The sequence below is a fragment of the Arthrobacter terrae genome, assembly GCF_015708085.1.
GTDB lineage: Bacteria > Actinomycetota > Actinomycetes > Actinomycetales > Micrococcaceae > Arthrobacter_M > Arthrobacter_M terrae.
In genome coordinates, this window is sequence record NZ_JADNYM010000015.1 from 1 (window position 1) to 21,762 (window position 21,762).

Consider the following 21,762-nt stretch of genomic DNA (forward strand, 5'->3'; position numbering starts at 1 on the left):
CATCCTCCAGCAGCGACGCCGCCGCACCAACCGGCACGGCACCGGCCTCAACAGTTACCGGAAGGGGTGCCTGGGCAGTCATCACACCCATCATCCCACCCCTTCAACAACCGATTATTTCCTCTACTCAATTATATAACAAAAAGGGCAAAATTAACACTCGCCCAGGCAACGAAACCCCGAGAACGCAGGGCATAGCCACACAGCCGACCATCTCATGTCAGGAGTCCTGGGCACTAGCCAGACCGGAGAATCACATGCGTGGCTTGCTCAGCGCTGCTTCACCTGCGATCAGTCAAGGAATTTACCTTAGCTGGGGCGCCGTATCCATCCAGTTGGGTAACTTGATCGTCATCGTCGTGATGCTCGTCCTTTTCATCTTGGCTTTAGTACTGCCGTTTCCCGGTGGAAAGAGCCGAAAATGAGCACAGTCAAAGAGCCGACCCCAGCCACGGACCCAGACGTAGCCGGGACAAGCGCTCACACTTGGACGGGAAAATCGCGCGGCTGGTTCCTCAACCACCTCCCGCCGGACAAATTGCTGCCGGAGGACCAGCCAAGCTACGTCGCATCCTGGGCGTACGTGTTAGGGATGGGCGCCGTTGCCGGGCTCGTCTTCGTGATCGCCTCAGGTTTCGTGCTCGCCCTCAACGGACCCCAGTGGTATCACGTGTCCTCTTTTGGCCACTTCGTCAACAGCATGCACCTGTGGAGCGTTGAACTGTTCTTCATGTTCCTCGTCGTCCACCTCTGGATCAAATTCTGGATGGCCGCATGGCGTGGCGGCCGGATTCTCACCTGGATCACCGGCATGGTGTCATTTCTCGTCTCCGTTGTCACGGCGTTCACCGGCTATCTTTTGCAGACGAATTTTGATTCCCAATGGATTGCCTTCCAGGCCAAGGACGCCTTGAACGCCGTCGGGGTCGGGGCGTGGTTCAACGTCGCCAACGTGGGGCAAATCTTCATGTGGCACATCGCCTTACTCCCGCTGGCCGTTGGCGCTGTCGTCGCGTTGCGTGTGCTGCTCGTCCGCGCGCACGGGGTGGTCCCGCCGCTGGACGCAGCCGAGACCGACACACAGCTCCGCGAGACCACCCCGCCGAAACTAGCCCGGGGGCGAATCAACCATGAGTAAGGCCCCGTCGCCGATGTCGTGGCGCAGAGGCGACAATATCGCCGGCAGGCCCTGGCGCGGACGTGTGAGGGACTACGACCTGTTCAAGGAGCTCGTCATTGGTGTGGTCGTCGTCGGTCTGCTCGTGGTGGGACTTTCGGCCGTCTTCAGTTCGCCTGACGATCCGGGGGTGACGCTGAAATCATGGGCGACCGTGGCGCCGTCGGACTTTATCGCGACGGCAACAGCAGAACTCGGCGGAACCAGCGACACGGCCGCCTATGGCCAGCCCTACAGCGCGACGCCCGATGCCACCCAGAAACTCGGGTTCATCGACCTGCAGGCCCTATCCGGAGTGCGCATCCCCATTGACACCGCCAACGACTTCGTTCTCACTCCGCTTAAAACGCTGCCCACCCCACCACCGGCACTGGCCATCTGGAGCGCCGCCACCGCCCAAGAGCAGACAAAATGGACTACCGACTACGCGACCGCCCTGGCGGCCGTCACCAATGGCGACCCGGCCCAAGTGGCGCCCGGCGACTACGGGCCTGTCCCGGCCCTGACTGGCGCGTTGCTGACCATGGCTGGAAGCGGAAACCTCGACGGCGTCCTGCAGAGCGGCGGCCAGCCCTACAACCTGAACTACACGCCCACGATCCTGTTCCTGGGCGACGGCACTTACTTTGCCGGCCTGGCCGACGCGGCGCACCTGACCGGCGATCAATGGGGCGTGATGAACGAAACAGGCAACACCCCGGGCCAATCCTGGCTGTGGCTCTTCTCGTTGTCCTACCAGATCCCGCCGTTCAACTCCTCCCCCAACGCGGACATCCTTGTCGTCGCCGTCATGGTGGGACTCTCCCTGTTGCTGACCCTGCTCCCGTTCATCCCCGGCTTGCGATCGGTGCCACGGAAAATACCCGTTTACCGATTGATCTGGAAGGACTACTACCGGAACCGGTGACCAGCGGGAGTGCCAGGAAGCAGCCGCGATGTTTCGGCCGTCCAGTACACGCCTACTGCCCGAAGCCAGCGACTTGATTGGCGAGGCTGAGAGCCATCTTTGGGCACAGATAAACGGCCTCCCGTGCCGCTTCGGAGTGGGCGGGACGGACGGCCACGTTGCTGCGGTCGCCGTTGGTTGCCCGTTTCGCGAGCGGGTATCCCCAGTCGTCGCGGTCCAACAAAGTGGGCAGGAGCTCGGTGCACAGCCCGCGCCCATCGCATCTGGTCCAGTCAATGTGCAGTGTCTCGCTCATGACCGTCGGCCCATTCTCTTCGTACACGTCCCGGCCAGGTGCGCAGCTACCTCCGCGGAAAACGCCTCAAGAGCGCTGCCCACCAGTTGTGCTGCGCCATCCGGATGGTGGCACGCACCGCGGCCCGTGACCATTCGGCTGAGCCTTCCCAATTCGCGAACCAGCTGCGGATCGCGGCCGCCGTAGGCAAGCGAGTTCAAGACGCGCGCCATGGCGGGAAGGCCATACATACATGGGCCACACTGCTTGGCCGACTCGTTGGCCAGATACCCGACAATCTGTGCCGTGGTCTCTAAACCGCACACTGAGTCCGGGAGTGCATGGACCACGCCGGCACCTGGCCTGACCGTATGGCTAGCCGGCCCCGTGGGGGACAACCGGTAGCCCATCGGCCGGACCCAGCGCCCGTGATACCCGCCGACCAAAACGGCCTGGATGCTCGAAGTATCAATATCGGCGCTGGAGAGCACATCGCCCAGGCCCGCATCACCGGCCACTTCAAGAAGACGATCGCCGGCCGGCCCCGAGACGGAAACCAGCCTGGTGCCGGGATCCCTGTCCGACCCCTCAGTGCGGAACCAAGCGGAGCCGTAGCGGGCGATCAGTGCCATGTGGGCGAGCGTTTCCACGTTCAACACCAACGTGGGACGGCCCTTAAACCCCGATTCGCTGAGCCGTCTCCGGTGGTCCGTCGGCAGCGCGGGGCCGTTGGCAATGCCGTTCACAACGGCACTGGCCTCGCCGGAGATGAACGTTTCGGGAGCTGCCACCAGGCGGATACTGCGGGAGTCATGGCGTTGCGCCAAGGCCCGCTCCACGGCGGGAAGGCCGGCGTCTGTCGCGTAGATGAACAATTGGCCGCCGGAGACTGCCCGCGCTGCCGTGAGCAATCCGTCGATCACCAGGTGGGGGGCGTGGGCCAGCAGCGCCTTGTCTTTGAAACTCAGCGGCTCACCCTCGGCACCATTGGCGATCACCACCGGCTTGCGTTCAAGGGGCGCTCCGGAACGGGCATCCACCGTGGCGGCGATCTTTCGCCATGAGGCGAAAGCCGCCCCTCCGCGTCCGGTCAACCCGGAGGCTTCCACAACGTCGATGAGGCGCGCGTCGACGCCGTGCAAGGGCAACGCGCCAAAAGTTTGGACATGCTCGGCAAGCCCGGCATCGTTTCCGGCGGCAAACAGGCGGTGCGTCCCGGAGGGGCCCTGGCGATCCACGACCTTGGGCATTTCGGCGGTCACGGGTGTCATAGCAGGCCTCCTTGGCGGGTTTTGGCGGTTTCCAAAAAGTTGGCCGAGACACGCCACGCGAGCGCACCAACGACGACTGCCGCGGAACCGGCGGCCAGCAGAAGGAACCACCTGCTGGTTCCGTTCGTACCGTTGCCGATCGCATGGGCCAGTGCGATCGGCCACATCGCGTAGGTGAACCAGTGCACCGCTCGAAAGGTCCGCGGTCCGATGCGGTGCCGAAGGAGACTAGTGACAACGACAGCCAGCACCAGGTCAAAAGCCACGGTGCCTAGTCCCTGCCAGAACGGCCTGAACGGTCCCAAGAACGGCACGACGACGTCGGTCACGTTCAGTTTCGCGTAGGAGTCCAGCATCAGGGAGCCGACGTGGAGGACAAGAAACGCCGTGGCCAGCAAGGCAATATTGCGATGGATCAGGGTGACCGAGAACCGGGGAACGACCAGCAGCGGCCTGCCGGAACGGGCCAAGACCCCCACGAGGACGGTACCCGTGAACAAAACGAGGGAAATGATGCCACTCACCCGGCCAAAGGCCCATAGCGCATTATCCAAGGAATTGCGCTCCCGCCTGGGCCATGGTCCCCCGGAATTCTTCCCTGGGCCAGCCGCCGGTGGTGACAACCCTTCCCTGCTGGTCGACAAGGCGTGCCGCAACGCCGCTGCGCTGGAACCAGTCCACGGCAGCGAAGCCACGGACCACGCCGGCGGTGCTGGACGCATTGGCCCGCAGACAGGAGGCCTCCGCCACCGTGACGGACCGCCAGACGGGTTCGGCAGGGAGCCCGAAGCGGGGGTCAAGAATATGGTGGACGGATCGGCCCGCGTGCTGCCAACGGCGTTTTTGGGTACTCGAGGTGGCCATGGCATAACCAGCAGCCACGGTGACCTGCTGCGCGGGGTCATCGGGGAGGTCCTGGACGAGGACCTGCCAGCCGCCCTCCGGTGCCGGGCCCGCCGTGGCAATGTCGCCGCCCAGGCAGACCAACACCCCACATCCCAGTTCGGCAGATACGAGGGCCGCGGCATGGTCGGCCGCGACAGCCTTGGCGCTTGCCCCCAGATCCAGTCGAAGGCCGTCAGGCACCGTCAGGACGTCGTCTTCGAGGTGCACCCGGGACCATCCGGTCCCGCGGGGCGCCGGCTGAGCACCCGGCGTGTCTGGGCCGGATGGCCGGAGCCGCACCACGGCGATGTCGCGATCGTAGCCGAGGGCGTCGAGCTCATTGCCGAGAGTCGGGTCCACGTCACCGCCGCTCCAACGTGCCGCGTCAAGTGCGCCCGCGACCAGCACTGCCAACCAGGGGCTGATTTGGGCCCCGGCAGAGAGATCCGGCTGGATCCGGGCCAATTCGGAATCCGCGCGGAACCGGCTGCAAGCGGCATCGACGTCAGCAAGCACGGCACGGACCAGGCTGCTTGCCTTGCCGGTGAGGGAGGAATCGGTGACGGCGATGGATGCGTCTAACCCCCATACCGTCCACGCAGCGCCCCCTGTCATCTCAGGACCCCGAGGAGCGGCCATGGACGGTCCGGCCTGTGCCGGGCTCAACCGCGCTGCCGACGGAATCGCCGGCGCCCTGGCCCCCGGACGGATTCTGCGACGACCCGCCGTCCTGGCTGGTGACGGAGGTCGTCGCGGCCGCGTGGCTCGGTGTGGCCATATCAACCGCCACCGCGGCGATGCCGGCTGTGGCCAAGCTTCCGGCCGTGACTGCCGTGGTGATGCGAGCGGCCCACTGCCTGCCGCTGATTTGTGTGTCCATGGTCCTCTCCTGTCCTCGAAACGACGAACTGTCTACATTCATCATGCGCGCAGTTTCTTTGCGCTTTCTTAGACGGCGCTGGGCGCTGGCTTCATTGTTCGGCCAGCGGCAACGTCACGTTGACGCTGGCGCCCCCTCCCCCCGCAGCGCGTTCCACCGCGATCGTGCCGTTGTGCCGTGCAACAATCTCCGCGACCAGGGCCAGTCCGAGTCCGTAGTGGCGCGCCATGCCTGGGTCACTCGCGACGGGCCTGGCCGATGCAAAACGCTCGAACAGCCGTGCGGAGGTTTCGGAGTCAAAGCCGGGCCCGTCGTCGATGACACGGATGACGGCATCGCCCCCCTGCCGGGCCACCGCAACCTCAACGCTGGTTTCGGCGTGGTCAAGGGCGTTGGCGAGCAACGCGGTGAAGACGCGCTGCAATGCCACATCCGAGCCGCGGACACTGACCGTTTCGGCGGAACCGGAACGCGTGAGCCGGATGGTTCGTTGTTGGGCTTCCGGCCCGGCCTGGGACACTGCCTGCCGGGCCAGGCTGACAAGGTTCACCACGGTGTAGGTCACCGTCTCGCGTGGATCCGCCGAAAGGAGCAGGTCATCCAGGATCCCGGTGAGCCTCCTTGAGTCCTCGACCAGCTTGGCCACCGCGGCCGTCACGTCATTCTGGCACGGCTTGGTCTCGTCCCCGTTCAACTTTCGGTGCAAAAGCTGGGCGCGGGTGCTGATCAGCGTCAGCGGGGTCCGTAATTCATGGCTGGCGTCCGCGACGAACCGGCGCTGCAATGCCAGGCTCTCAGCCATAGGCCGCATCGCCCGACGGGCCATCAGGACGGAGAGGCCCGCAGCCAGCACAGCCGAGACGACAGCGGCGATAGTCATGGCCAGCAGCAACCGGGTGAGCTCTTCCTGGCCTTCATGACGGTCAACGGCTGCCTGGATGACCCTGCCGTCCCGGTAGGTGGTCAAAATCGTGTAAGACCTGCCACCGTTCGTGACGTTTTCCTGCTCCTCCTGCTGCGTCTGGGCCACCCGCTGGATCGCCGCGATGTCGGGCAACCCAGCCGGCTCCTCCCGCGAGCGCAGCACGTTCCCTCCCGTGCTGATTGCTACGAAGACCCCCAATGGCGCATCGGAGGGTGAGTCGATATGCATTGCATCTGCCAACGACCTGGTGGCTGACTCCTGAACACCGGCCGCCACAATTGAGTAGACGAGAGTGCCGACCAGGACGAAAAGAACGACGATCATGGTCGTGAGTTGCACGGCGAGCCGACGCACGGCGCGCCGAAGCTCAGAGGCGTCCCGGGGGGTCAAGCTATGGGCCCCAGACGGTAACCCACGCCCCGCACCGTCATAACAACGGGTCTGCCCAACTTTTTACGCAGGTAGTGCACATAGGTATCAACAACGCCTTCGTCGTCGGCCTCGGTAAAGACACTGCCAATGAGGGCATCGCGGGTGAAAATCTGCCGCGGCCGGCGCGCCAGATGCAGCAGTAATTCGTTTTCCCGTTCGGAAAGCACAACGACGCCACCACCGTCCAGGGTGACGGTGCGGCTCGTGCCCTCCAGCAGTCCACCGGGCACTCGCACCGCGTCCGAGACTGCAGCATGCCGGCGCAGCAGGGACCTCAGCCGGGCCAGCAGCTCGTCGATGTCAAACGGTTTGCCCAGATAATCCTCGGCACCCCGGTCCAGTCCCTCGACCCGGTCCGAAGGGTTGCTCAGTGCCGACAGGATCAGCGCCGGCGTGGTGACACCCTTGGCACGCAGCCGGCCTAGAACATCCAGTCCATCGAGCCCCGGCAGCCCACGGTCCAGCAGCAGAACGTCGAAACGCCGGCTCAACCCCGCATGCAGGGCACGCTGGCCATCGTGCACCACTGTCACGAAATACCTCTCGCTTTCAAGAAGTTCCTGCAGCATGGAAGCAAGCCCGGCGTCATCCTCGACCACCAGCACACTACGTTCGTCCGCCATGAACTGAAGTATAGGCGTCACTGGCCACCGCACGGTTTGTCCGATGCGGCAAGGAATCCTCTAAAAATAGCCGCCTAGCCTAGGGGGTAGGTCCCGTTCCAGATGCGCCAAGGAAAATCCTCTGCACCGTCACTGTCCATAGGGCAGGGAGCCCGCGGCATGCCAGATCGGCCAAGCCGGCGAAGTAGCGGAGTATGAGCCCTTCGCCGGCTGCCCGCGCCGGTATCGTGACCATTAGCACGACTGTCATCCCGACCACCGGCCGGTGACGGCCATTTCCACTGCTGTCTATCGCTCCGCAACGGGCGGCCACTGTGCGGCCGGCGTCGTAATGCGCGGGCGTCCCGCTCCTTCGGCGGCCATCGCAGGTATCCGAATCCTGCACCCACATGAGGGACACTTAAAGTTCTCCATGAAAAGGCGGCAACCGCGTGCTCCACCTCCTGCAGGACTCGGACGGCTTCATCCATATGAGCCGGCACTTCCCCAATAAAATGTCCATTGCCGTCACCTTCATCGACGGCACCCAGCGCCAATTCTCCGGAGCCAGGATCAATGAACTTTACGACCAGGCTCTGGCGGCCTACCGACGTGGGAACAACCTCGATGCCAAGGGTTTTGATCGGAGGGCCCGGAATATCCATCGACGAAATGACATTGGACTCGTGCCCGTCAGCCCCGACATGGCCACGTAACCAGGGCGCTGCCTGCCTGCGGCCAGGCGACCGGGCCTGATTCTCGCCGGTGGCGAATCGGGTTCTCCCCAAGGTCACTGAATCGATCCCGCGCCTCACGCGCTGACCGCTCCCCGGATCAGGCTAAGGAGAGCGCTGATCAATTCCGGCAGTGTGCCGTCGTTGGGTGGCTGTGACATGAGCCAGAGATCCATCGCCTCGCCCATTCCCAGCAAGACGGCGATCAGCAGGGTGGTTGGCAGATCCTCGCGCACTGCGCCCACGCGTTTGCTGGCGGCGAGGGTCTGTTCGATCCATGGCAGTGATGCGTGCTCAAGGTCGCCTTGTGCGGTCTGGAATGCCGCCCGCTTCGGCGAAGCACCGAGGGTCCGCACCAGCTGCAGGTAGTAGTGCTACAGCGCGGCCCGGCAGAATCGATGGCTGCTGCTGAGGCGGTAGTTTCGCGGATCGTGGCCTTACCATTCGTTCAGCTGACCGAGTCCGTTGTGGGAAACGGCGGGAGCTCACCGGCCTCGTGAAAGTTTTTTTCCACCACGATGTCGGCTACCTTGGGAAGTCCCATTAAGCGCATCTCTGTATTTTGTGCAATAAGTTCAAGTCTGTTCTTCGGCTCGAATGCCAGACCCAAACCGACTGCCGCGTCCTGTTTGGAGTGCAGCAACCGGGCCAGCCCGTCCTGGTAGCGGACGAAGGCCGTGCGGTGGTCACCGATTGTCGTCAGCTCCGTTGTGCGGTGTAGGCCTCCACCATTGGCATCGGCCACCAACGCAACCCGCCCCTTCGTCCACGAAGGCATACGAATCTGGCTCACTGCGTCGAAATAGAAGTTTCTGGCCGGAGCCATCAGATCCAGCATGTCGGGCACTTCCCGCCCTTTGTCGCTGAGCTTCGCCCGCAGCAGGCTCTCCTGTCCTTTGCGGTCTGCCGGTACCTCACCGTCATGTCGAAGGGTGAAAAGGAAAAGTGTGGCGTTGTCACGAGAGGCAAGTCTGATCGCTTAGAAGCCTACGCCGGCGTACATGAACGCCACGAGCTCGTCGGGCCGGGGATATTGGTCCACTTCGAACGCGGCCACGACCATGGCGAGGAATCTCTCGAAAGACTGATCCGCTCCGAATGCGAGCTTCCTCACCCTGGCGTGCAGGCCGTCGGCACCAATGACAAAATCGAAGTCCCGCGTGCTCCCGCTCTGGAAATATGAGCCGGACAAGGCGGCCGTCATCCGCGCTCACCCTCGACGCGCGGCGTGCTCCCGATTACTCCGGTGCGTGAGCCCCCTACGGTCAGCGTCCCTCAATACGTCAGGCAACGTCAGGATCTTCTGCCCCTGAGGACCGGTACAGCTGCAGCTTGGAGCGCGAAGGCCTGGTTCAGAAGCCAGGGAGCGGGACGTTGCCCCGGCCGCAGCGCACGCCACGGTCCTGGTCTTTGGCGCCGTCACGGTCCGTTGCCAGTTGCACGGCGCCTGCGTACCACTGACGACGGCGTCAGGATGTACGTTCGCTGGGCCTGGGAAAGGTAGTCTGAACTGATGACGGCACGAGAGGATATATTGCCTGGTCACCCGTCCATCTCAGTGGTCATTCCGTGCCGGAACGACGCTGAATTGCTGGAAAAGTGCCTGGCGTCCCTTGGCAGGCAGACGCATCTGCCGCTGGAGATCATTGTGGTGGACAATAACAGCGACGACGAAAGCGCGGACGTGGCTCGTCGGCACGGTGTACGGCTGATTACTGAAATGATGCCCGGAATACCAGCAGCAGCAGCGGCCGGCTACGACGCAGCCGTCGGAGAAATCATTGCCCGCTGTGATGCCGATTGCCTGCTGCCGGCGGATTGGCTTCAACGGATTGGTACGGAGTTTCTTCAGAATCCCGGCCTTGGTGCCCTTACCGGCCCCGGTTCCTTTTACGGTCTGCCCCGCCTGCAGGGATTTCTTTTATCCCGCCTCTACATGAGCTCCTACTTTCTGGCTGTGGGTGCTGCGATGGCGCACTTTCCGCTGTTTGGCTCAAACCTGGCCATCCGGCGCTCCTGCTGGACGGCGGGCGCCTCGGTGGTTCACCGGAGCGACCCGGAAATGCACGATGACATCTGCCTGAGCCTGCACTTGGGCCTGGACTACCGCATCCGCTACATCCGCGGACTAAGAGTCGGTATGTCGGCCCGCGCGCTGTCCGGCCGGTCCCAGATCCGCAGGCGTTTTCGGCGCGCCTTCCACACCCTGCAAACTCACTGGACGGCAGAACCTCCTTGGCAGCGCTGGAAGCGCCGGGTCACACCAACGAGTACCAAATCAGCAGCAATGTGACGAGAAATCCAGTGCCGAAGTTGATCCATAAGAAGCTCTTCCAGCCACCGTTCGCGGACTCGGCGGTTGCTTCGCTGATGAACCAGTATCGTGCGGCATTGGCTGCGTAAGGAAGGGCCAGGATGCCGGCAAGCGGACCAGGCCATGTGGTGCCAAGCATCAGCAGACCAGCAAGGATATAGGTGGACGCCGCGAGCCGCACCGTTGCCTTGCCGCCCAGCACCGTTGCGATGGAGCTGATGAACGCTTCTTTGTCCGCGCTGATGTCCTGGACGGCGCCAAAGGCGTGGCTGGCTACGCCCCAGAGAAAGAAAGCACCGAGCAGGCACCACAGTTGCGGGGTCCAGTTGGCATCTGCGAGGGTCAGTCCAAACACGGCCGGACTGACAAAGTGGGTGCTGGAAGTGACTGAGTCCAGGAAGGGGCGCTCTTTGAAACGCAGCCGTGGCGCGCTGTAGGCCAGGACGGCAAAGACGCTGATGACGAGGACCACCGCGGAGAGCGGATTGCCGACTGCAAAAAGGTAGATCAGGAAGGGCACATTGGTGATGGCCGCTGCCGCCAAGGTGGTGCGGTGCATGCCGCGTCCCAGTACGGCGCCTTCGATACCGCCCTTGCGTGGATTACGCAGATCGGACTCATAATCAAAGACGTCGTTGATGCCGTACATGGCCAGGTTATAGGGAATCAGGAAGTACACAATGCCGACGACGGCGGTCAGGTCCAGCCTGCCCGTGGCCAGCAGGTAGGCGGCGCCGAAAGGATAGGCCGTATTGACCCAGGAAACCGGCCGGGAGGAAACAACCAGCGTCCGGAACCGATCAGGGGCAGTCCGCTGCTCAGTCATGTGCTTCCTCTCGGTCAGCAGCTGTGCTGCTCCCTCGGTTGAACAACAGCCACAGAGCCGGCAGCAACAGCACCGCCCCCAACGGGTAAGCGAAATCTTCCAGCGGCATCCGCCCGATCATGGGCCCGGAAATCTTATCGGCGCCGTAGCCAAAGAGGCCGGCGGAAATCATGACGTTGTCAAAAACCGCTGTGAGAAGCAGCAGCACCGCGGCGGACACTGCCGCCGCGGCCATGCACATTTTCCCTGTTCTGCGCCGCGGTTCACTGTCCTGCAGCGCGCTGTCCCGCGGCCCGGTATGCTGCACACCGCTGCGCGGCCGCAAGTTCCGCAGAAACAGACCGATACCCAGTGCCACGGCACCGGCGGCCAGCAGAAATATAACATTCAGGGCCCAGTACGTCATGAGAGGTCCTCCTTCGGTCTGTTCCCGGTACCGGCCGAGGACCGCGCCGGTGGCCAAAAGGTTCCCGATTCTGCCCATCGAAGCGAAGTTGTAAACAGCACCATGGTCAGATAGCACAGAAATGTCAGGAAGAACGCTTCCTCCAAGGGAAGGTCCGGTGCCAACAGGATACCCGTCATGATGGCGGTCTCGGCGCGGTAGAAGATACCCAGCCGTATTCCTGCAACATCCCATATCAGGAAGAATAGGAGACCGCAGGCCAGCACCAGCGCGGCGCGGCACGGGCTGCGGAACAGGAAAAGCCGCAGGCGCCAATCCAGTGCCAGCATTGCCGCAAGCGAGAGCAATAGACCGCCCAGGTAGACCAGGCCCATCAATGGGTTCCGATACTGCCGCGCCGGCGGGCATCCGGCGCCAGCGGCTCCGGCAGCGGTCCACTGGACATGTCGCCATTGAGCCGCTTCAGTGCGATTTCTGCACTGATTAGACACATCGGCAGGCCAATCCCCGGAATGGTGGAACTGCCGGCGTAAATCAGTCCGTCAATTTTTTTGCTGACGTTTCCGGAGCGGAAGAATGCGCTTTGCCGCAGCACGTGTGCGGGTCCGAGCGCACCTCCCCGCCAGGAATTCAGGTCAGCAGCAAAATCTCCGGGCCCGAAGGTCCGCCGGACACGGATGCGGGCTGCGAGGTCCTCGATGCCGGCCCACGCCGAAATCTGTGCAATGACTGCGTCCGCAAGCTCTTCAACACGGTTGTCCCCTCCCCCGGCTAAACCACCGTGGCCAAATGAAATGTCGGCCGGGATCGGAACCAGAACGAAGAGGTTTTCACTGCCGGCCGGACTCACGGAGGCATCCGTTGCGCTGGGTTTGCAGATATACAGTGAAGGCGGATCCGGGATTGAGGGAGCAGGACCGAAAATGCGGTTAAAATTCTCATCCCAATCGTTGCTGAACAGCAGGGTGTGGTGCTGCAGCTGCGGGAGCTGGCCCTCCACGCCCAGGCAGATCAGGAGGGCTCCGGGGCCGGAGGTCCGGCGGTCCCAATACCGCTGGGGAAAGGTCTGCAGATGCTCGGGCAGCAGCTGCGTTTCCACATGATGCAGATCCGCGGCGCCCACCACAATGTCCGCCGGCAGATCATGGCTCTGCCCGTCGGCTGCGGTGTAACGGACCCCGCTGACGCGCGCTGGGCGTCGGGTGCGGGCCGAAGCGGAAGTCAGTATCCGCGTGGCCTTGGCAGCGGTGTGTAGGCGCACTCCCTCGGTGTATGCCAGCCGCTCAATGGAACTGATCACCTCATACAGCCCGCCCATCGGATAGAGAACGCCGTCGGTGATGTCCAAGTGACTCATCAGGTGGAACATGCTCGGGGCAGTGGAGGGCGACGCCCCCAAGAAGACAGCGGGGTAGCCAAGAATCTGCCGCAGCCGCGGGTCCCGGACGTAACGCGCCGCGAAACTGTCCAAAGGCTGGAGCAGCAATCTAACAAGCTTGGGCAATCGAAGCAGTACCTCTGGACGAAAAAAGGTCCGGAACGACTGAAACGATGTGTAGAGAAAATGCCGCAGCGCCAGCGTGTAGGTTTGCTGTGCCGACCTGAGGTACTTGTCCAGCTTTTGGCCGGCGCCCTGCTCCAGGCTCTCAAAAAGGTCGACGACGTTCCCGCGTCCCGCGGGCAGGTCCACAGGAATGGGGTTGCCTTCAAAAATAACCCGATAGGCCGGGTCCAGCTTGACGAGCCGAAGCTGCTCGCCGGCCGTTGTGCCGAGCAGCGAAAAAAAGTGTTCGAAGACCTCCGGCATGAGGTACCACGAGGGACCAGTATCGAAGACGAAGCCCTGTTCTTCCCAACGGCCAGCGCGTCCGCCGACCGCGTCCTGCTGTTCAAGCAGCGTAACGTCATGACCGCTTCGGGCCAGGAGCGCCGCCGTCGCCAGTCCGGAAATCCCGCCGCCGATCACGACAACGCGGCCGGGTGCGCCAGGCTCCTTCTTTTTGTTCTGCTTTGCCGCTGAGCGCTTCATGCGCTGACCTTGACGGGCGGTCGTCCGAACGGTGCACCAAGGACAACGGACGCTGCAATACGCAGTTTCACCCGATCCGGAACACGCAGCCTGTTGCGCAGTAACATCTGGGCAGGAGTGCGGCGGGAGCGCACGGACAACTCGGTGAACAGTGCATGAGCCAGCCTGACCGCACGGATGCTGTTGGCGGGCAGAGCGGATATTGCTGCTGCGCTGGCGGCCAGATCGGCGTCGATGTTGTCCAGAAGTGTGTCCTTTTCGCTGTCAGTGAGCCGTGTCGGATCGATTCCGGGAAAATAGCTGCGTTTAAGTTCGTGGAAGTCGGCCGTGAGGTCGCGCAGGAAGTTGATCTTTTGAAAAGCCGCGCCAAGCCGGCGCGCGCCGTCGGCCAAGGCAGCATATTGCTGTTCCGCAGCGGGTTGTCCGATTAAAAAGACCCGCAGGCACATCAGACCGACTACCTCAGCCGAGCCGTATACATAGTCCTTGAACGTCTCCTCAGTAAGCGGGACGGGGGCCAGGTCTGCCCGCATCGAGCGAAAAAACGGACTCGTCAGCTCCGCGCCGAAGCCTGCCGCTCTTGCCGTTGATGCAAAGGCATGCACCACCAGGTTGGTACTGTAGCCGCAGGCCATGGCCTGCATACACTCGGCTTCAAGGACATCCAGTTGCCGCCCAATTGCAGCCACGCCTCCTTCGGTTGACGCGGCCGCACCGTCTACCACTTCATCGGCAATGCGGACCAGGGCATAAACATTTTCCACGTGCTGACGAATGGGTTTCCCCAGCAGCCGCGACGCGAATCCGAATGACGTCGAATACCGCTTAATAACGACGCTTGCGGCGGCGGCGGCGACCTGGTCATAAAATTCAGAGCTGGCGGTGACCATCCTGCGCTACCTCGATCTGGTGAGAACGGAAGATACGATCTGTTCAAGTTCGCGGCGCAGCGGCTCCGGGATGTCCGCACGCGCAAGCCTGGAAAGCGCCTGGTCGCCGAAGCTCCCGGCCAGCCGTTGTGCGTAGTCACGGGAGCCGGAGAGAATCAGCAGGGAACGGACTTCCTGCGCATCTTCCCGGGTTAGGTCCGGATTGCCAAGGTGGGCCGCTATGGCGGACCACTGCGGCGCCCTGCTGGCATGATTAGTCAGCACGGTTCTTTTCCCCTCCCGGACGTCTCCGAGCGTGCTCTTGCCTGTTCCGGCCTCATCGCCGAAGACACCCAGCAGGTCATCGATAATCTGATACGCGATCCCCATGCTTCGTCCTGCCTGCCCGATGGCGGCAATCGTCTGCTCGCTGGCACCGGCCAGGACCGCACCGGCCTTCAATGGGGCCTCAAAGGAATAGACGGCCGTCTTCAGCCTGTCCATCTCTACGATGTCCTCGACCATGAGTGCTGCAGAGCATACCGAGAATTCAATGTCCAGCAACTCGCCGGCAGCAGAGGCGAGGACCGCTTCGTCCATGATTTCCAGCAGACGGTCCCGGACTGGCCCGGAAACGGCATGGTCGATCAGACGATACGCATTGACCAGAGCGACATCTCCGGCAACAATGCCGATCGACATGGCCCGATGCTCCGCCTCGGTCACTGGCAGTCCGGCATCCAGGGCCTGCGCCAGGTATTGCCCAGCCAAGTTGGGCCGGCCACGACGGACAAAATCCCTGTCGATGACGTCGTCGTGCACAATCAGGGCTGTATGCAGGAGTTCGAATGCGGCTCCGACCGCTGCGGCCGTTGGCAGGTCTACACCGCCCAGGCCCTGGCCGGCGGTGAAGACCAGCCGCGGGCGGAACCTCTTTCCACCGTCCGTTGTAGCCTCAAGCGATTCCCAGAGCCGTGCAAAGCGGGGAGTCAACGCCTGCCCGCGCAGCTTGGACGAAGCAAAGAAATCACGCAGAGCCACTTCAACGTGCTGCAGATAATTTTCCAACTGCCGGGTGCTCTGGGCGGCTGCGGCATTCGGGTGCTCAGATGTGCGTGGGGTAACAACGCCGGGATCGTGGAGCTTCACATCGGGGATGAGCATGGGACATCACCTGTTTTCTGCTGTCGAGGCGGAAGGGGCAACCTTGCGTTCCAATATGTCAACTGTTTTAGCGAGGTAGTCAGTGATAGCGCTCTGCTCATCCTGCGTATATGCGGTTATCAGGGCATCAACCTCTCTGATCATGGGCAACAAGTTAGCCATTGCCCGTCGGGTCGAATCCGGAGCCGGCACCACCAGCAGGCGCCGCCTGTCTGTTGGATGCGGCTGCCGGGACACATGTCCGCGCTTGACCAGCCGGTCAATTGCGACAGTGACTGCCGCCGTGCTGATTCCCAAAAGCTGCGCCAGAGTGCTCGGGCTTAGGGGTCCGCTCTGCATTAAGTGCTGCATTACGTCCAGGTCTGTGGAATTGACAGTCAGTTCGCGGCCGAGCTGCTTCTCGACCTCGTGGTTGAGAACAAGAATCCTGCGCATCAGCCGCGACGCTTCCGGCCCGCGCGTCCGGGCTTGTGCGCCTTGCCCAGTATCAGTCATAGAGCAAATCTAACATAAAATCCTACAACTCTTGATAGTACATAATTCTAGTAATATTGTTGCTTAGTAATAGGAGGTTGACCCGATGGCATCCACTACAACAACCACAGTCAAGGGCGGCAGAACAGCGGACCAGATAAGGAAAGCCGTGGTCATGTTCAGTACCGTACTCGCCATTGTGGGGTCCTTCGTCGGCTCCGGCGCGCTCGGCGGAACTCCAATAGCACAAGCCGCCGGCGGAGCATTAGGTGCCGATGCCACTCTGATCGCCCCGGCCGTTCCGGCTTTCGGAGTTTGGAGCATTATCTACGCCGGTTTGTTTGCCTATGCCTGCTGGCAGATCCTGCCTGGACGCGCGCTCGGGGACCGGCAAAAACGACTTGGCTATCCCATTGCTGCATCTACGCTGCTGAACGCGGCATGGATCTTTTCCATCCAGGCGGGCCAGCTCGCCCTGAGCGTGGCTGTGATCTTCCTGCTGGTCGCCGTACTGGCCTGGATTTTTGCCGTATGTGTGCAAACTCGACCCCAATCATGGCTTGAGGCCGCAGTCTGTGACGGCACACTGGGGCTGTACTTAGGTTGGGTTTGTATAGCTGCAGCAGCCAATGTCAGTGCTCTCCTGGTCAGCTCCGGTTTTTCCGGGGCAGGCATAGACCCAAGATGGTGGGCAGTGTTCGTGCTGGCCGTTGCCGCGCTCATTGGGGTTGGGCTGGCGGTGGGAGGTAAGGGCCGGTTGGCCCCCGCAGCGACGCTGATCTGGGGGTTTGCCTGGGTTGCAGTGTCCAGGCTCACCGGTGAGCTCCCCTCGGCCACAGCAGCAGGTGCGGCGATAATTGCCGGTATCTGCGTAGCCGTCGTAACGGTTGTCCTGCGGATACGAGGCAGTAAGCGAACGCAGGTCCGGAGCCTTGCAGCTGACAGCAGTCCGGCGTCATGAGCACATCATCGCGCACACGATGGTTTGCCCTGGTTTTGTCAGCCTTGCGGTAGCGCTGATAATCGTCGATTCCACTATCGTCAATGTAGCGATTCCCTCGATAGTGAAGGATCTATCCGTCACATCGACCCAAGTCCAGTGGGTGCAGGAGTCCTACACTTTGGTCTTTGCGGCCCTGCTGCTGGTCTTTGGAAACCTGGCCGATCGATTTGGCAGGCGTCGCTTACTGGTATTAGGCGTTGCCGTCTTTGCGCTGTCTTCGCTGCTCGCTGCGTTCAGCCCCAGCGGTGACCTGCTGATCGGCTCCCGCGTCATTCAGGGGATCGGCGGAGCCATGGTGCTCCCCACTACCTTGTCGATCATCAATGCAACATTTCAAGGAAAAGAACGCGCCATGGCATTTGCCGTGTGGGGCTCAACCATCGGTGGTATGACCGCCGTGGGCCCCCTGTTGGGCGGCTGGCTGACCACTGCATATTCCTGGCGCTGGGCCTTTGGTATCAATATCCCGCTGGGAATCCTGATCACAGTCGGGGCGCTTTTCACCGTCACCGAATCCAAGGATCCTGGTGCCAGCCGGGTTGACTGGGTGGGTGCTGCCTTATCGGTGGTGGTCAGTGCCACGCTGGTCTTCGGGTTAATTGAGGGCCGTAATTACGGCTGGTGGACGGTACAGAAGCCGATGGAGATCGGCCGCTGGACATGGTCGATCGACCTCTCCCCCGTTCCTTTTGCGTTCGCCCTGATGCTGGTTGCCGGGATTGGTTTCATTTTCTGGGGCCGGGCAAGGAGCCGGCGCGGCGCGGGCAGCATGCTCGATTTCAGCCTGTTCAGTATCCGATCCTTCCGCAACGGCAATATTGCGGCGATGATTGTCAGCCTTGGCGAGTTCGGCATCGTTTTATCCCTCCCCATCTGGCTGCAGAATGTCCTGGGCTACTCGGCACTGCAGACCGGCCTGATTTTGGTGGCGCTCGCAGCAGGATCGTTTCTGGCCAGCGGTTTTGCCGGCGCCTTCGGAAACAAGGTCGAACCCGTAGTCATTGTCCGGGTCGGAATCGTCGCGGAAATCGCAGGAATATTTGGCTTGGGAGTGGTGATAGGTACCAGTACGGGCTGGGGCATCCTCATTCCCTTTCTCTTCGTTTACGGTTTCGGAGTAGGTCTGGCCACAGCGCAACTTACGGGTGTGGTGCTCAAGGACGTCCCACCGGCCAAGAGCGGGCAAGCGTCGGGGACGCAAAGCACGGCGCGGCAGATCGGCTCCGCGTTGGGGATCGCGGTTCTGGGCACCATCTTATTCACGACGGCATCAGTACAGCTGGATAATTCACTGCGGGACACACAGATGACCGACGCAGGTCGTGGACAGCTTGTCACCGCAGTAGTGGAATCTTCCGGGGCCGCCATCGCCGGCCTCCAGGCCCAACCGGGTACCGGCGCCGCGGCGGCGGCAGCAAAGGAAGCCTTTTCCAATGGAACAAAATATTCGGCCTTTGCCGCCGCTGGGTTCTTGATTGCAGGCCTGGCGGCGACCCTGTCGCTCGGAGGCCCGCGCCGGCTGCCCGCCGCGGGAGCCGACAGTGTTCCGGCTATGGTGGGAAGCGAAGCAGAAGGGCAGGACAAGGCATGAATCAAAGTATCGAACTGGTCCGGCTGATGGATGACCAGGGCAATGACATCGGCGTGGCGGACAAGCGGACCGTCCATACCAGCACGACACCACTCCACCTGGCGTTTTCCTGCCATGTTTTCGACAAATATGGACGAACCTTGGTCACCCGCAGGGCGCTGACCAAAGCAACGTGGCCCGGAGTGTGGACAAACTCCTTCTGCGGGCACCCCGCTCCCGGGGAATCCATGGAAGATGCCATCCGTCGCCGGGCCCGCGAGGAACTTCGAATGACAATATCCACGCCCGCCGTCGTACTGCCGGATTTCCGGTACCGGGCCGTTGACGCTTCCGGCATCGTCGAAAACGAGATCTGTCCGGTTTATCGGGCCGATTATCCGGGGGATCCGCAGGAAGAGCTCAATCCCCACCCCGGCGAAGTCAGCGAATGGGCATGGCTGGAGCCTGCGAAGTTATCGCAAAGCGTGGCCGGGGCGCCTTTCGCCTTCAGCCCGTGGCTCGTTTGCCAGCTTGAACAAGGACTATATTTTCCCGCCGGTGCGTAGATTCGCGGCTGCATAGGCTGGTCCGCAAACAACCATCCCGTCCGGCTTCCGCGGGGAGCCTACTTGGGGTTTTCTTCCACATACCTTTCGCCCTCGTGTTCATAGACGGTGAAATTTTCATTCATCTCTTTGATGGCCTGCGCATCCGCGCCCCCCGGGGTTTTGACCGGGTCATCCGTATTCGTCCGGTCTGCGTCCCCGAAGACGGCGCCAAGCCCCTTCGCGTCCTTCGTCACTTCCCCCGGTGCCAGAACCTCATCGCCGCCGCGGGAACCTCGTGCCTGCTTGTCTTCCCCGTTGCGGTCGTCCCGATCCCGCTCTTGATGGCCGTTGTTCATGGCGCCGTCGTTCGTATTTTTGTCCGTCACAATAACCGCTCCCTTATCCCAGCCGGGTTAGTCCCGTGCTGTACCGACAAACTTACTATTTCGCTACGGTCGTGCGCAGTGTCGTCGCCTTCTGAGCCCGTGGCGCCACCGTCCCGTTCGACGGCAAGCCACGTGGTCAGGATGACCGTCGTTCTCGACAGGAAATCAAGGATGGCGCTCTGCTGCTGCGGACTGTAACTCTCCAGCAGCGCGTCGGTGCCAGTCATGATAGGCCTGAGCCGGCTCCGTGCCCGGTCCACCGATTCTTTGGTGGGGACGACGAGCAGACGGCGTCTGTCATGGGGATGCTGACGGCGTGCCACATGACCCATATTCACTAACCGGTCCACTACTGCCGTGGCTGCCGCCGTGCTGATCATCAACAGACGGGCCAGCTCGGTGGGGCTCAATGGCCCCTGCTGCATCAGATGCTGCAGGGCTTCCAAATCGGTGTTGTTCACCTCTAGGTGGCGGCCGAGATGCTTCTCCACTTCGTGGTTGACGGTGAGGATTCTGCGCAGAAGAATCGATGCGGAGGTTTCTGCATCTGGCTCCTCATGCGTTTCCGCCACATCCAAGTCCGCCATCTAAAGAGTGTACCGATCAGAAGCTTGAAAAGTAAGTAGTTTGAGTATTTACTTATCAGCAGGCTTGCTACCTGCAGGCATCACTATCGAGAAGGCAGTCATGACAGAGACGAACGAAAAGGCCGGCGGCCACGGGAACAACGAGCAGAAAAACGGTCAGCAGAAGGAGGACGTGCAAAAAGTTGTTGACATCATCAATGACACCAAAATAGGCATGTTCACCACGACGAACGAAAACGGCGGCCTCGTCAGCCGTCCACTGGTTGCTCAGGAAGTGCGCGACGACGGTGACCTGTGGTTTTTCACCGACAAAGACACCTCGCAGGTAACCCACGTGCGTGCCCGGAAGGAGGTAAATGTCAGCTTTGGTAATCGAAGCGAATGGGTATCCGTTGCCGGACGGGCCGAGGTGATCGAAGACCGGGCTAAAGCAGAGCAGTTGTGGAACCCCATAGTTGAGGCCTGGTTCCCCCAAGGACCCGGCACACCCGGATTAGTCCTCATCCGCGTGGAGTCCGAGTCCGCCCAATACTGGGACACTCCCGGCGGTCCGGTCGCAGCCGTTCTCAGCTGGGTGAAATCGCGCCTCACCGGCCAGCGCATTGATGCCGGCGAAAGTCACACGACCGAGCTCTAAAGTGGCTGCTCCCTGCACGGTCGATGCCGCTTCCCTGGAAGTTGGCACCGGCCACCGGCAGCGGGGTTCATACCGTTGGCGCCGAATGAGGTACCGGGTTGAGGGCTTGGACGCCCCGTAGCCGTGGCTCGATCAGATTGCTCCACAGCGCGAGCCAGATAAAAATTCCGGCGGAACTGATCAGCACCCCGCCAAGGACGTCCGTCGGGTAGTGCACGCCAAGATAAATTCGGGAGAAAGCCACCACGGCCGTGAACAGTGCGCCTACGACGACGGCCAGCCTGCGCTGGACGCCCGGCCGGGCAAGAACAAGGATTACCGCCCATGCCAGGGATGCCGCGAAGGCTGTGTGACCGCTGGGGAAGCTGTTATGACCGGTTTCGATGATGAGCGCGTGCGTGGCGGATGAGGGTGGCCGTAGCCGGGCGACGGTGTATTTGCCGATCTCCGCGCTCAGCCACCCCACGGCGGTGATCGATCCGAAGGCCAGCGCCCGCAACGGCGCACGGAGCCGCCACCACACCCAGAAACAGATCAGGAAAAAAATGACAGCGGCGCCAATTGGGCCGATACCGTAATTGATGCCCAGTCCAATGGCATTCAGGAATGGGTCGCGCCCTTCGCTCAGCTCGACATCCAGCGCCAGGTCCGGGCTGAAGGGGCCATAGGATTTCGCTATCAGCCCGATGGTCAGCGTCAGGGCAAAGAGCACTACGCCAATCGGAGCCAAGAACCAGGAACCCAGCGGCAGCAGCGGCGCCGGCCTGCTCGCTGGCGTTGTGCCAGGTTGCCCGGGCGTCCGTGCGGCACGGCCTTGCTCCAAGGGTTCGTTCATTGGTGTCCTCCGGCGCTCAATCCATCA

The 21,762-nt window shown here is 62.1% G+C and carries 28 protein-coding genes; 8 read left to right on the top strand and 20 right to left on the bottom strand.

Annotated elements, in window-relative coordinates:
• Positions 1 to 421 precede the first annotated feature (421 nt).
• Both IV500_RS12345 and IV500_RS12350 read left to right on the top strand, forming a co-directional pair.
• A complete protein-coding gene (locus tag IV500_RS12345; protein WP_196397117.1) occupies positions 422 to 1,138 on the top strand; it encodes a cytochrome b N-terminal domain-containing protein in 717 nt (238 codons plus the stop codon).
• Entirely contained in the window at positions 1,131 to 2,084 is a 954-nt protein-coding gene (locus IV500_RS12350) for a hypothetical protein (protein WP_230854895.1), read from the top strand. The genes IV500_RS12345 and IV500_RS12350 overlap by 8 nt, the downstream gene beginning before the upstream one ends.
• 52 nt (positions 2,085 to 2,136) lie before the next feature.
• On the opposite strand, the gene IV500_RS12355 is transcribed toward IV500_RS12350, so the two are convergent.
• The 7 genes from IV500_RS12355 to IV500_RS12385 form a co-directional block, all read right to left on the bottom strand.
• Positions 2,137 to 2,379 (bottom strand): ferredoxin, encoded by a 243-nt coding sequence (locus IV500_RS12355; protein WP_196397118.1) that lies wholly within the window; start codon positions 2,377 to 2,379, stop codon positions 2,137 to 2,139.
• Positions 2,376 to 3,629 (bottom strand): NADH-ubiquinone oxidoreductase-F iron-sulfur binding region domain-containing protein, encoded by a 1,254-nt coding sequence (locus tag IV500_RS12360; RefSeq protein ID WP_230854896.1) that lies wholly within the window; start codon positions 3,627 to 3,629, stop codon positions 2,376 to 2,378. Before IV500_RS12360 ends, IV500_RS12355 begins: the two co-directional genes overlap by 4 nt.
• Entirely contained in the window at positions 3,626 to 4,183 is a 558-nt protein-coding gene (locus IV500_RS12365; RefSeq protein WP_196397119.1) for a ferric reductase-like transmembrane domain-containing protein, read from the bottom strand. The genes IV500_RS12360 and IV500_RS12365 overlap by 4 nt, the downstream gene beginning before the upstream one ends.
• A complete protein-coding gene (locus IV500_RS12370) occupies positions 4,176 to 5,129 on the bottom strand; it encodes an FAD:protein FMN transferase (protein WP_230854897.1) in 954 nt (317 codons plus the stop codon). Before IV500_RS12370 ends, IV500_RS12365 begins: the two co-directional genes overlap by 8 nt.
• A 1-nt stretch (position 5,130) precedes the next feature.
• Complete coding sequence (locus tag IV500_RS12375; protein WP_196397121.1) at positions 5,131 to 5,394, bottom strand: hypothetical protein; 264 nt, start codon at positions 5,392 to 5,394, stop codon at positions 5,131 to 5,133.
• Between the two features lie 91 nt (positions 5,395 to 5,485).
• Complete coding sequence (locus IV500_RS12380; RefSeq protein ID WP_196397122.1) at positions 5,486 to 6,709, bottom strand: sensor histidine kinase; 1,224 nt, start codon at positions 6,707 to 6,709, stop codon at positions 5,486 to 5,488.
• Positions 6,706 to 7,374: a response regulator transcription factor gene (locus IV500_RS12385; RefSeq protein ID WP_196397123.1), complete on the bottom strand. Its 669-nt coding sequence runs from the start codon at positions 7,372 to 7,374 to the stop codon at positions 6,706 to 6,708. Before IV500_RS12385 ends, IV500_RS12380 begins: the two co-directional genes overlap by 4 nt.
• Before the next feature lie 431 nt (positions 7,375 to 7,805).
• On the opposite strand from IV500_RS12385, the gene IV500_RS12390 reads away from it, so the two are divergent.
• Positions 7,806 to 8,069 (top strand): hypothetical protein, encoded by a 264-nt coding sequence (locus IV500_RS12390; RefSeq protein ID WP_196397124.1) that lies wholly within the window; start codon positions 7,806 to 7,808, stop codon positions 8,067 to 8,069.
• Positions 8,070 to 8,164: 95 nt separating this feature from the next.
• Here IV500_RS12390 and IV500_RS12395 read toward each other — a convergent pair whose 3' ends face one another.
• The 3 genes from IV500_RS12395 to IV500_RS12405 form a co-directional block, all read right to left on the bottom strand.
• Positions 8,165 to 8,443 (bottom strand): hypothetical protein, encoded by a 279-nt coding sequence (locus tag IV500_RS12395; protein WP_196397125.1) that lies wholly within the window; start codon positions 8,441 to 8,443, stop codon positions 8,165 to 8,167.
• Between the two features lie 92 nt (positions 8,444 to 8,535).
• Positions 8,536 to 8,934 carry a Rossmann-fold NAD(P)-binding domain-containing protein gene (locus IV500_RS12400; RefSeq protein ID WP_196397126.1) on the bottom strand — a complete coding sequence of 133 codons (399 nt, stop codon included), beginning with the start codon at positions 8,932 to 8,934 and terminating at the stop codon, positions 8,536 to 8,538.
• A 132-nt stretch (positions 8,935 to 9,066) separates the two neighbouring features.
• The gene (locus IV500_RS12405; RefSeq protein WP_196397127.1) at positions 9,067 to 9,291 is read right to left on the bottom strand and encodes a hypothetical protein; all 225 of its coding nucleotides are present in this window, start codon (positions 9,289 to 9,291) and stop codon (positions 9,067 to 9,069) included.
• 309 nt (positions 9,292 to 9,600) lie between these two features.
• Between IV500_RS12405 and IV500_RS12410 the strand changes: the two genes are divergently transcribed.
• Positions 9,601 to 10,380 (top strand): glycosyltransferase family 2 protein, encoded by a 780-nt coding sequence (locus IV500_RS12410; protein WP_196397128.1) that lies wholly within the window; start codon positions 9,601 to 9,603, stop codon positions 10,378 to 10,380.
• On the opposite strand, the gene IV500_RS12415 is transcribed toward IV500_RS12410, so the two are convergent.
• From IV500_RS12415 to IV500_RS12445, 7 genes are read right to left on the bottom strand one after another with little or no spacing between them, the layout of a single operon-like run.
• The gene (locus tag IV500_RS12415) at positions 10,346 to 11,227 is read right to left on the bottom strand and encodes a prenyltransferase (RefSeq protein WP_196397129.1); all 882 of its coding nucleotides are present in this window, start codon (positions 11,225 to 11,227) and stop codon (positions 10,346 to 10,348) included. The two genes, IV500_RS12410 and IV500_RS12415, sit on opposite strands and share 35 nt — an antisense overlap.
• Positions 11,220 to 11,633: a lycopene cyclase domain-containing protein gene (locus IV500_RS21950; protein ID WP_196397130.1), complete on the bottom strand. Its 414-nt coding sequence runs from the start codon at positions 11,631 to 11,633 to the stop codon at positions 11,220 to 11,222. Before IV500_RS21950 ends, IV500_RS12415 begins: the two co-directional genes overlap by 8 nt.
• Positions 11,630 to 12,007 carry a lycopene cyclase domain-containing protein gene (locus IV500_RS12425; RefSeq protein ID WP_196397131.1) on the bottom strand — a complete coding sequence of 126 codons (378 nt, stop codon included), beginning with the start codon at positions 12,005 to 12,007 and terminating at the stop codon, positions 11,630 to 11,632. Before IV500_RS12425 ends, IV500_RS21950 begins: the two co-directional genes overlap by 4 nt.
• A complete protein-coding gene (crtI, locus tag IV500_RS12430; protein WP_196397132.1) occupies positions 12,007 to 13,662 on the bottom strand; it encodes a phytoene desaturase family protein in 1,656 nt (551 codons plus the stop codon). The genes IV500_RS12425 and crtI overlap by 1 nt, the downstream gene beginning before the upstream one ends.
• On the bottom strand, positions 13,659 to 14,552 hold the full coding sequence (locus tag IV500_RS12435) for a phytoene/squalene synthase family protein (RefSeq protein WP_196397133.1): 894 nt from the start codon (positions 14,550 to 14,552) through the stop codon (positions 13,659 to 13,661). The genes crtI and IV500_RS12435 overlap by 4 nt, the downstream gene beginning before the upstream one ends.
• A 6-nt stretch (positions 14,553 to 14,558) precedes the next feature.
• Positions 14,559 to 15,695, bottom strand: coding sequence for a polyprenyl synthetase family protein (locus IV500_RS12440; protein WP_196397134.1), 1,137 nt, complete (start codon positions 15,693 to 15,695; stop codon positions 14,559 to 14,561).
• 6 nt (positions 15,696 to 15,701) lie between these two features.
• A complete protein-coding gene (locus tag IV500_RS12445; RefSeq protein WP_196397135.1) occupies positions 15,702 to 16,190 on the bottom strand; it encodes a MarR family winged helix-turn-helix transcriptional regulator in 489 nt (162 codons plus the stop codon).
• 85 nt (positions 16,191 to 16,275) lie between these two features.
• Here IV500_RS12445 and IV500_RS12450 point away from each other — a divergent pair, with 85 nt between their 5' ends.
• Genes IV500_RS12450 through idi form a run of 3 tightly spaced genes read left to right on the top strand, consistent with a single transcriptional unit; the run spans position 16,276 to position 19,308 of the window.
• Positions 16,276 to 17,130: a TspO-related membrane protein gene (locus IV500_RS12450; RefSeq protein ID WP_196397136.1), complete on the top strand. Its 855-nt coding sequence runs from the start codon at positions 16,276 to 16,278 to the stop codon at positions 17,128 to 17,130.
• Complete coding sequence (locus tag IV500_RS12455; RefSeq protein ID WP_312875914.1) at positions 17,102 to 18,763, top strand: DHA2 family efflux MFS transporter permease subunit; 1,662 nt, start codon at positions 17,102 to 17,104, stop codon at positions 18,761 to 18,763. Before IV500_RS12450 ends, IV500_RS12455 begins: the two co-directional genes overlap by 29 nt.
• Positions 18,760 to 19,308 carry an isopentenyl-diphosphate Delta-isomerase gene (gene idi / locus IV500_RS12460; RefSeq protein WP_196397137.1) on the top strand — a complete coding sequence of 183 codons (549 nt, stop codon included), beginning with the start codon at positions 18,760 to 18,762 and terminating at the stop codon, positions 19,306 to 19,308. Before IV500_RS12455 ends, idi begins: the two co-directional genes overlap by 4 nt.
• 59 nt (positions 19,309 to 19,367) lie before the next feature.
• Here the strand turns inward: idi and IV500_RS12465 are convergent, their stop codons facing one another.
• Together IV500_RS12465 and IV500_RS12470 are read right to left on the bottom strand one after the other, a co-directional pair.
• Positions 19,368 to 19,676: a hypothetical protein gene (locus IV500_RS12465; RefSeq protein WP_196397138.1), complete on the bottom strand. Its 309-nt coding sequence runs from the start codon at positions 19,674 to 19,676 to the stop codon at positions 19,368 to 19,370.
• Positions 19,673 to 20,263, bottom strand: a complete 591-nt coding sequence (locus IV500_RS12470) for a MarR family winged helix-turn-helix transcriptional regulator (protein ID WP_196397139.1) — start codon at positions 20,261 to 20,263, stop codon at positions 19,673 to 19,675. Before IV500_RS12470 ends, IV500_RS12465 begins: the two co-directional genes overlap by 4 nt.
• 100 nt (positions 20,264 to 20,363) lie before the next feature.
• Between IV500_RS12470 and IV500_RS12475 the strand changes: the two genes are divergently transcribed.
• Positions 20,364 to 20,900: a pyridoxamine 5'-phosphate oxidase family protein gene (locus IV500_RS12475; protein WP_196397140.1), complete on the top strand. Its 537-nt coding sequence runs from the start codon at positions 20,364 to 20,366 to the stop codon at positions 20,898 to 20,900.
• A gap of 67 nt (positions 20,901 to 20,967) precedes the next feature.
• Here IV500_RS12475 and IV500_RS12480 read toward each other — a convergent pair whose 3' ends face one another.
• Entirely contained in the window at positions 20,968 to 21,735 is a 768-nt protein-coding gene (locus IV500_RS12480; RefSeq protein ID WP_196397141.1) for a phosphatase PAP2 family protein, read from the bottom strand.
• Between the last annotated feature and the right edge of the window lie 27 nt (positions 21,736 to 21,762).

Coding starts and splice junctions, on each gene's coding strand:
- IV500_RS12345 (WP_196397117.1), top strand. CDS start 422: ATGAGCACAGTCAAAGAGCCGACCCCAGCCACGGACCCAGACGTAGCC.
- IV500_RS12350 (WP_230854895.1), top strand. CDS start 1,131: ATGAGTAAGGCCCCGTCGCCGATGTCGTGGCGCAGAGGCGACAATATC.
- IV500_RS12355 (WP_196397118.1), bottom strand. CDS start 2,379: ATGAGCGAGACACTGCACATTGACTGGACCAGATGCGATGGGCGCGGG.
- IV500_RS12360 (WP_230854896.1), bottom strand. CDS start 3,629: ATGACACCCGTGACCGCCGAAATGCCCAAGGTCGTGGATCGCCAGGGC.
- IV500_RS12370 (WP_230854897.1), bottom strand. CDS start 5,129: ATGACAGGGGGCGCTGCGTGGACGGTATGGGGGTTAGACGCATCCATC.
- IV500_RS12375 (WP_196397121.1), bottom strand. CDS start 5,394: ATGGACACACAAATCAGCGGCAGGCAGTGGGCCGCTCGCATCACCACG.
- IV500_RS12385 (WP_196397123.1), bottom strand. CDS start 7,374: ATGGCGGACGAACGTAGTGTGCTGGTGGTCGAGGATGACGCCGGGCTT.
- IV500_RS12405 (WP_196397127.1), bottom strand. CDS start 9,291: ATGACGGCCGCCTTGTCCGGCTCATATTTCCAGAGCGGGAGCACGCGG.
- IV500_RS12410 (WP_196397128.1), top strand. CDS start 9,601: ATGACGGCACGAGAGGATATATTGCCTGGTCACCCGTCCATCTCAGTG.
- IV500_RS12415 (WP_196397129.1), bottom strand. CDS start 11,227: ATGACTGAGCAGCGGACTGCCCCTGATCGGTTCCGGACGCTGGTTGTT.
- IV500_RS21950 (WP_196397130.1), bottom strand. CDS start 11,633: ATGACGTACTGGGCCCTGAATGTTATATTTCTGCTGGCCGCCGGTGCC.
- IV500_RS12425 (WP_196397131.1), bottom strand. CDS start 12,007: ATGGGCCTGGTCTACCTGGGCGGTCTATTGCTCTCGCTTGCGGCAATG.
- crtI (WP_196397132.1), bottom strand. CDS start 13,662: ATGAAGCGCTCAGCGGCAAAGCAGAACAAAAAGAAGGAGCCTGGCGCA.
- IV500_RS12435 (WP_196397133.1), bottom strand. CDS start 14,552: ATGGTCACCGCCAGCTCTGAATTTTATGACCAGGTCGCCGCCGCCGCC.
- IV500_RS12440 (WP_196397134.1), bottom strand. CDS start 15,695: ATGCTCATCCCCGATGTGAAGCTCCACGATCCCGGCGTTGTTACCCCA.
- IV500_RS12445 (WP_196397135.1), bottom strand. CDS start 16,190: ATGACTGATACTGGGCAAGGCGCACAAGCCCGGACGCGCGGGCCGGAA.
- IV500_RS12450 (WP_196397136.1), top strand. CDS start 16,276: ATGGCATCCACTACAACAACCACAGTCAAGGGCGGCAGAACAGCGGAC.
- idi (WP_196397137.1), top strand. CDS start 18,760: ATGAATCAAAGTATCGAACTGGTCCGGCTGATGGATGACCAGGGCAAT.
- IV500_RS12470 (WP_196397139.1), bottom strand. CDS start 20,263: ATGGCGGACTTGGATGTGGCGGAAACGCATGAGGAGCCAGATGCAGAA.
- IV500_RS12475 (WP_196397140.1), top strand. CDS start 20,364: ATGACAGAGACGAACGAAAAGGCCGGCGGCCACGGGAACAACGAGCAG.
- IV500_RS12480 (WP_196397141.1), bottom strand. CDS start 21,735: ATGAACGAACCCTTGGAGCAAGGCCGTGCCGCACGGACGCCCGGGCAA.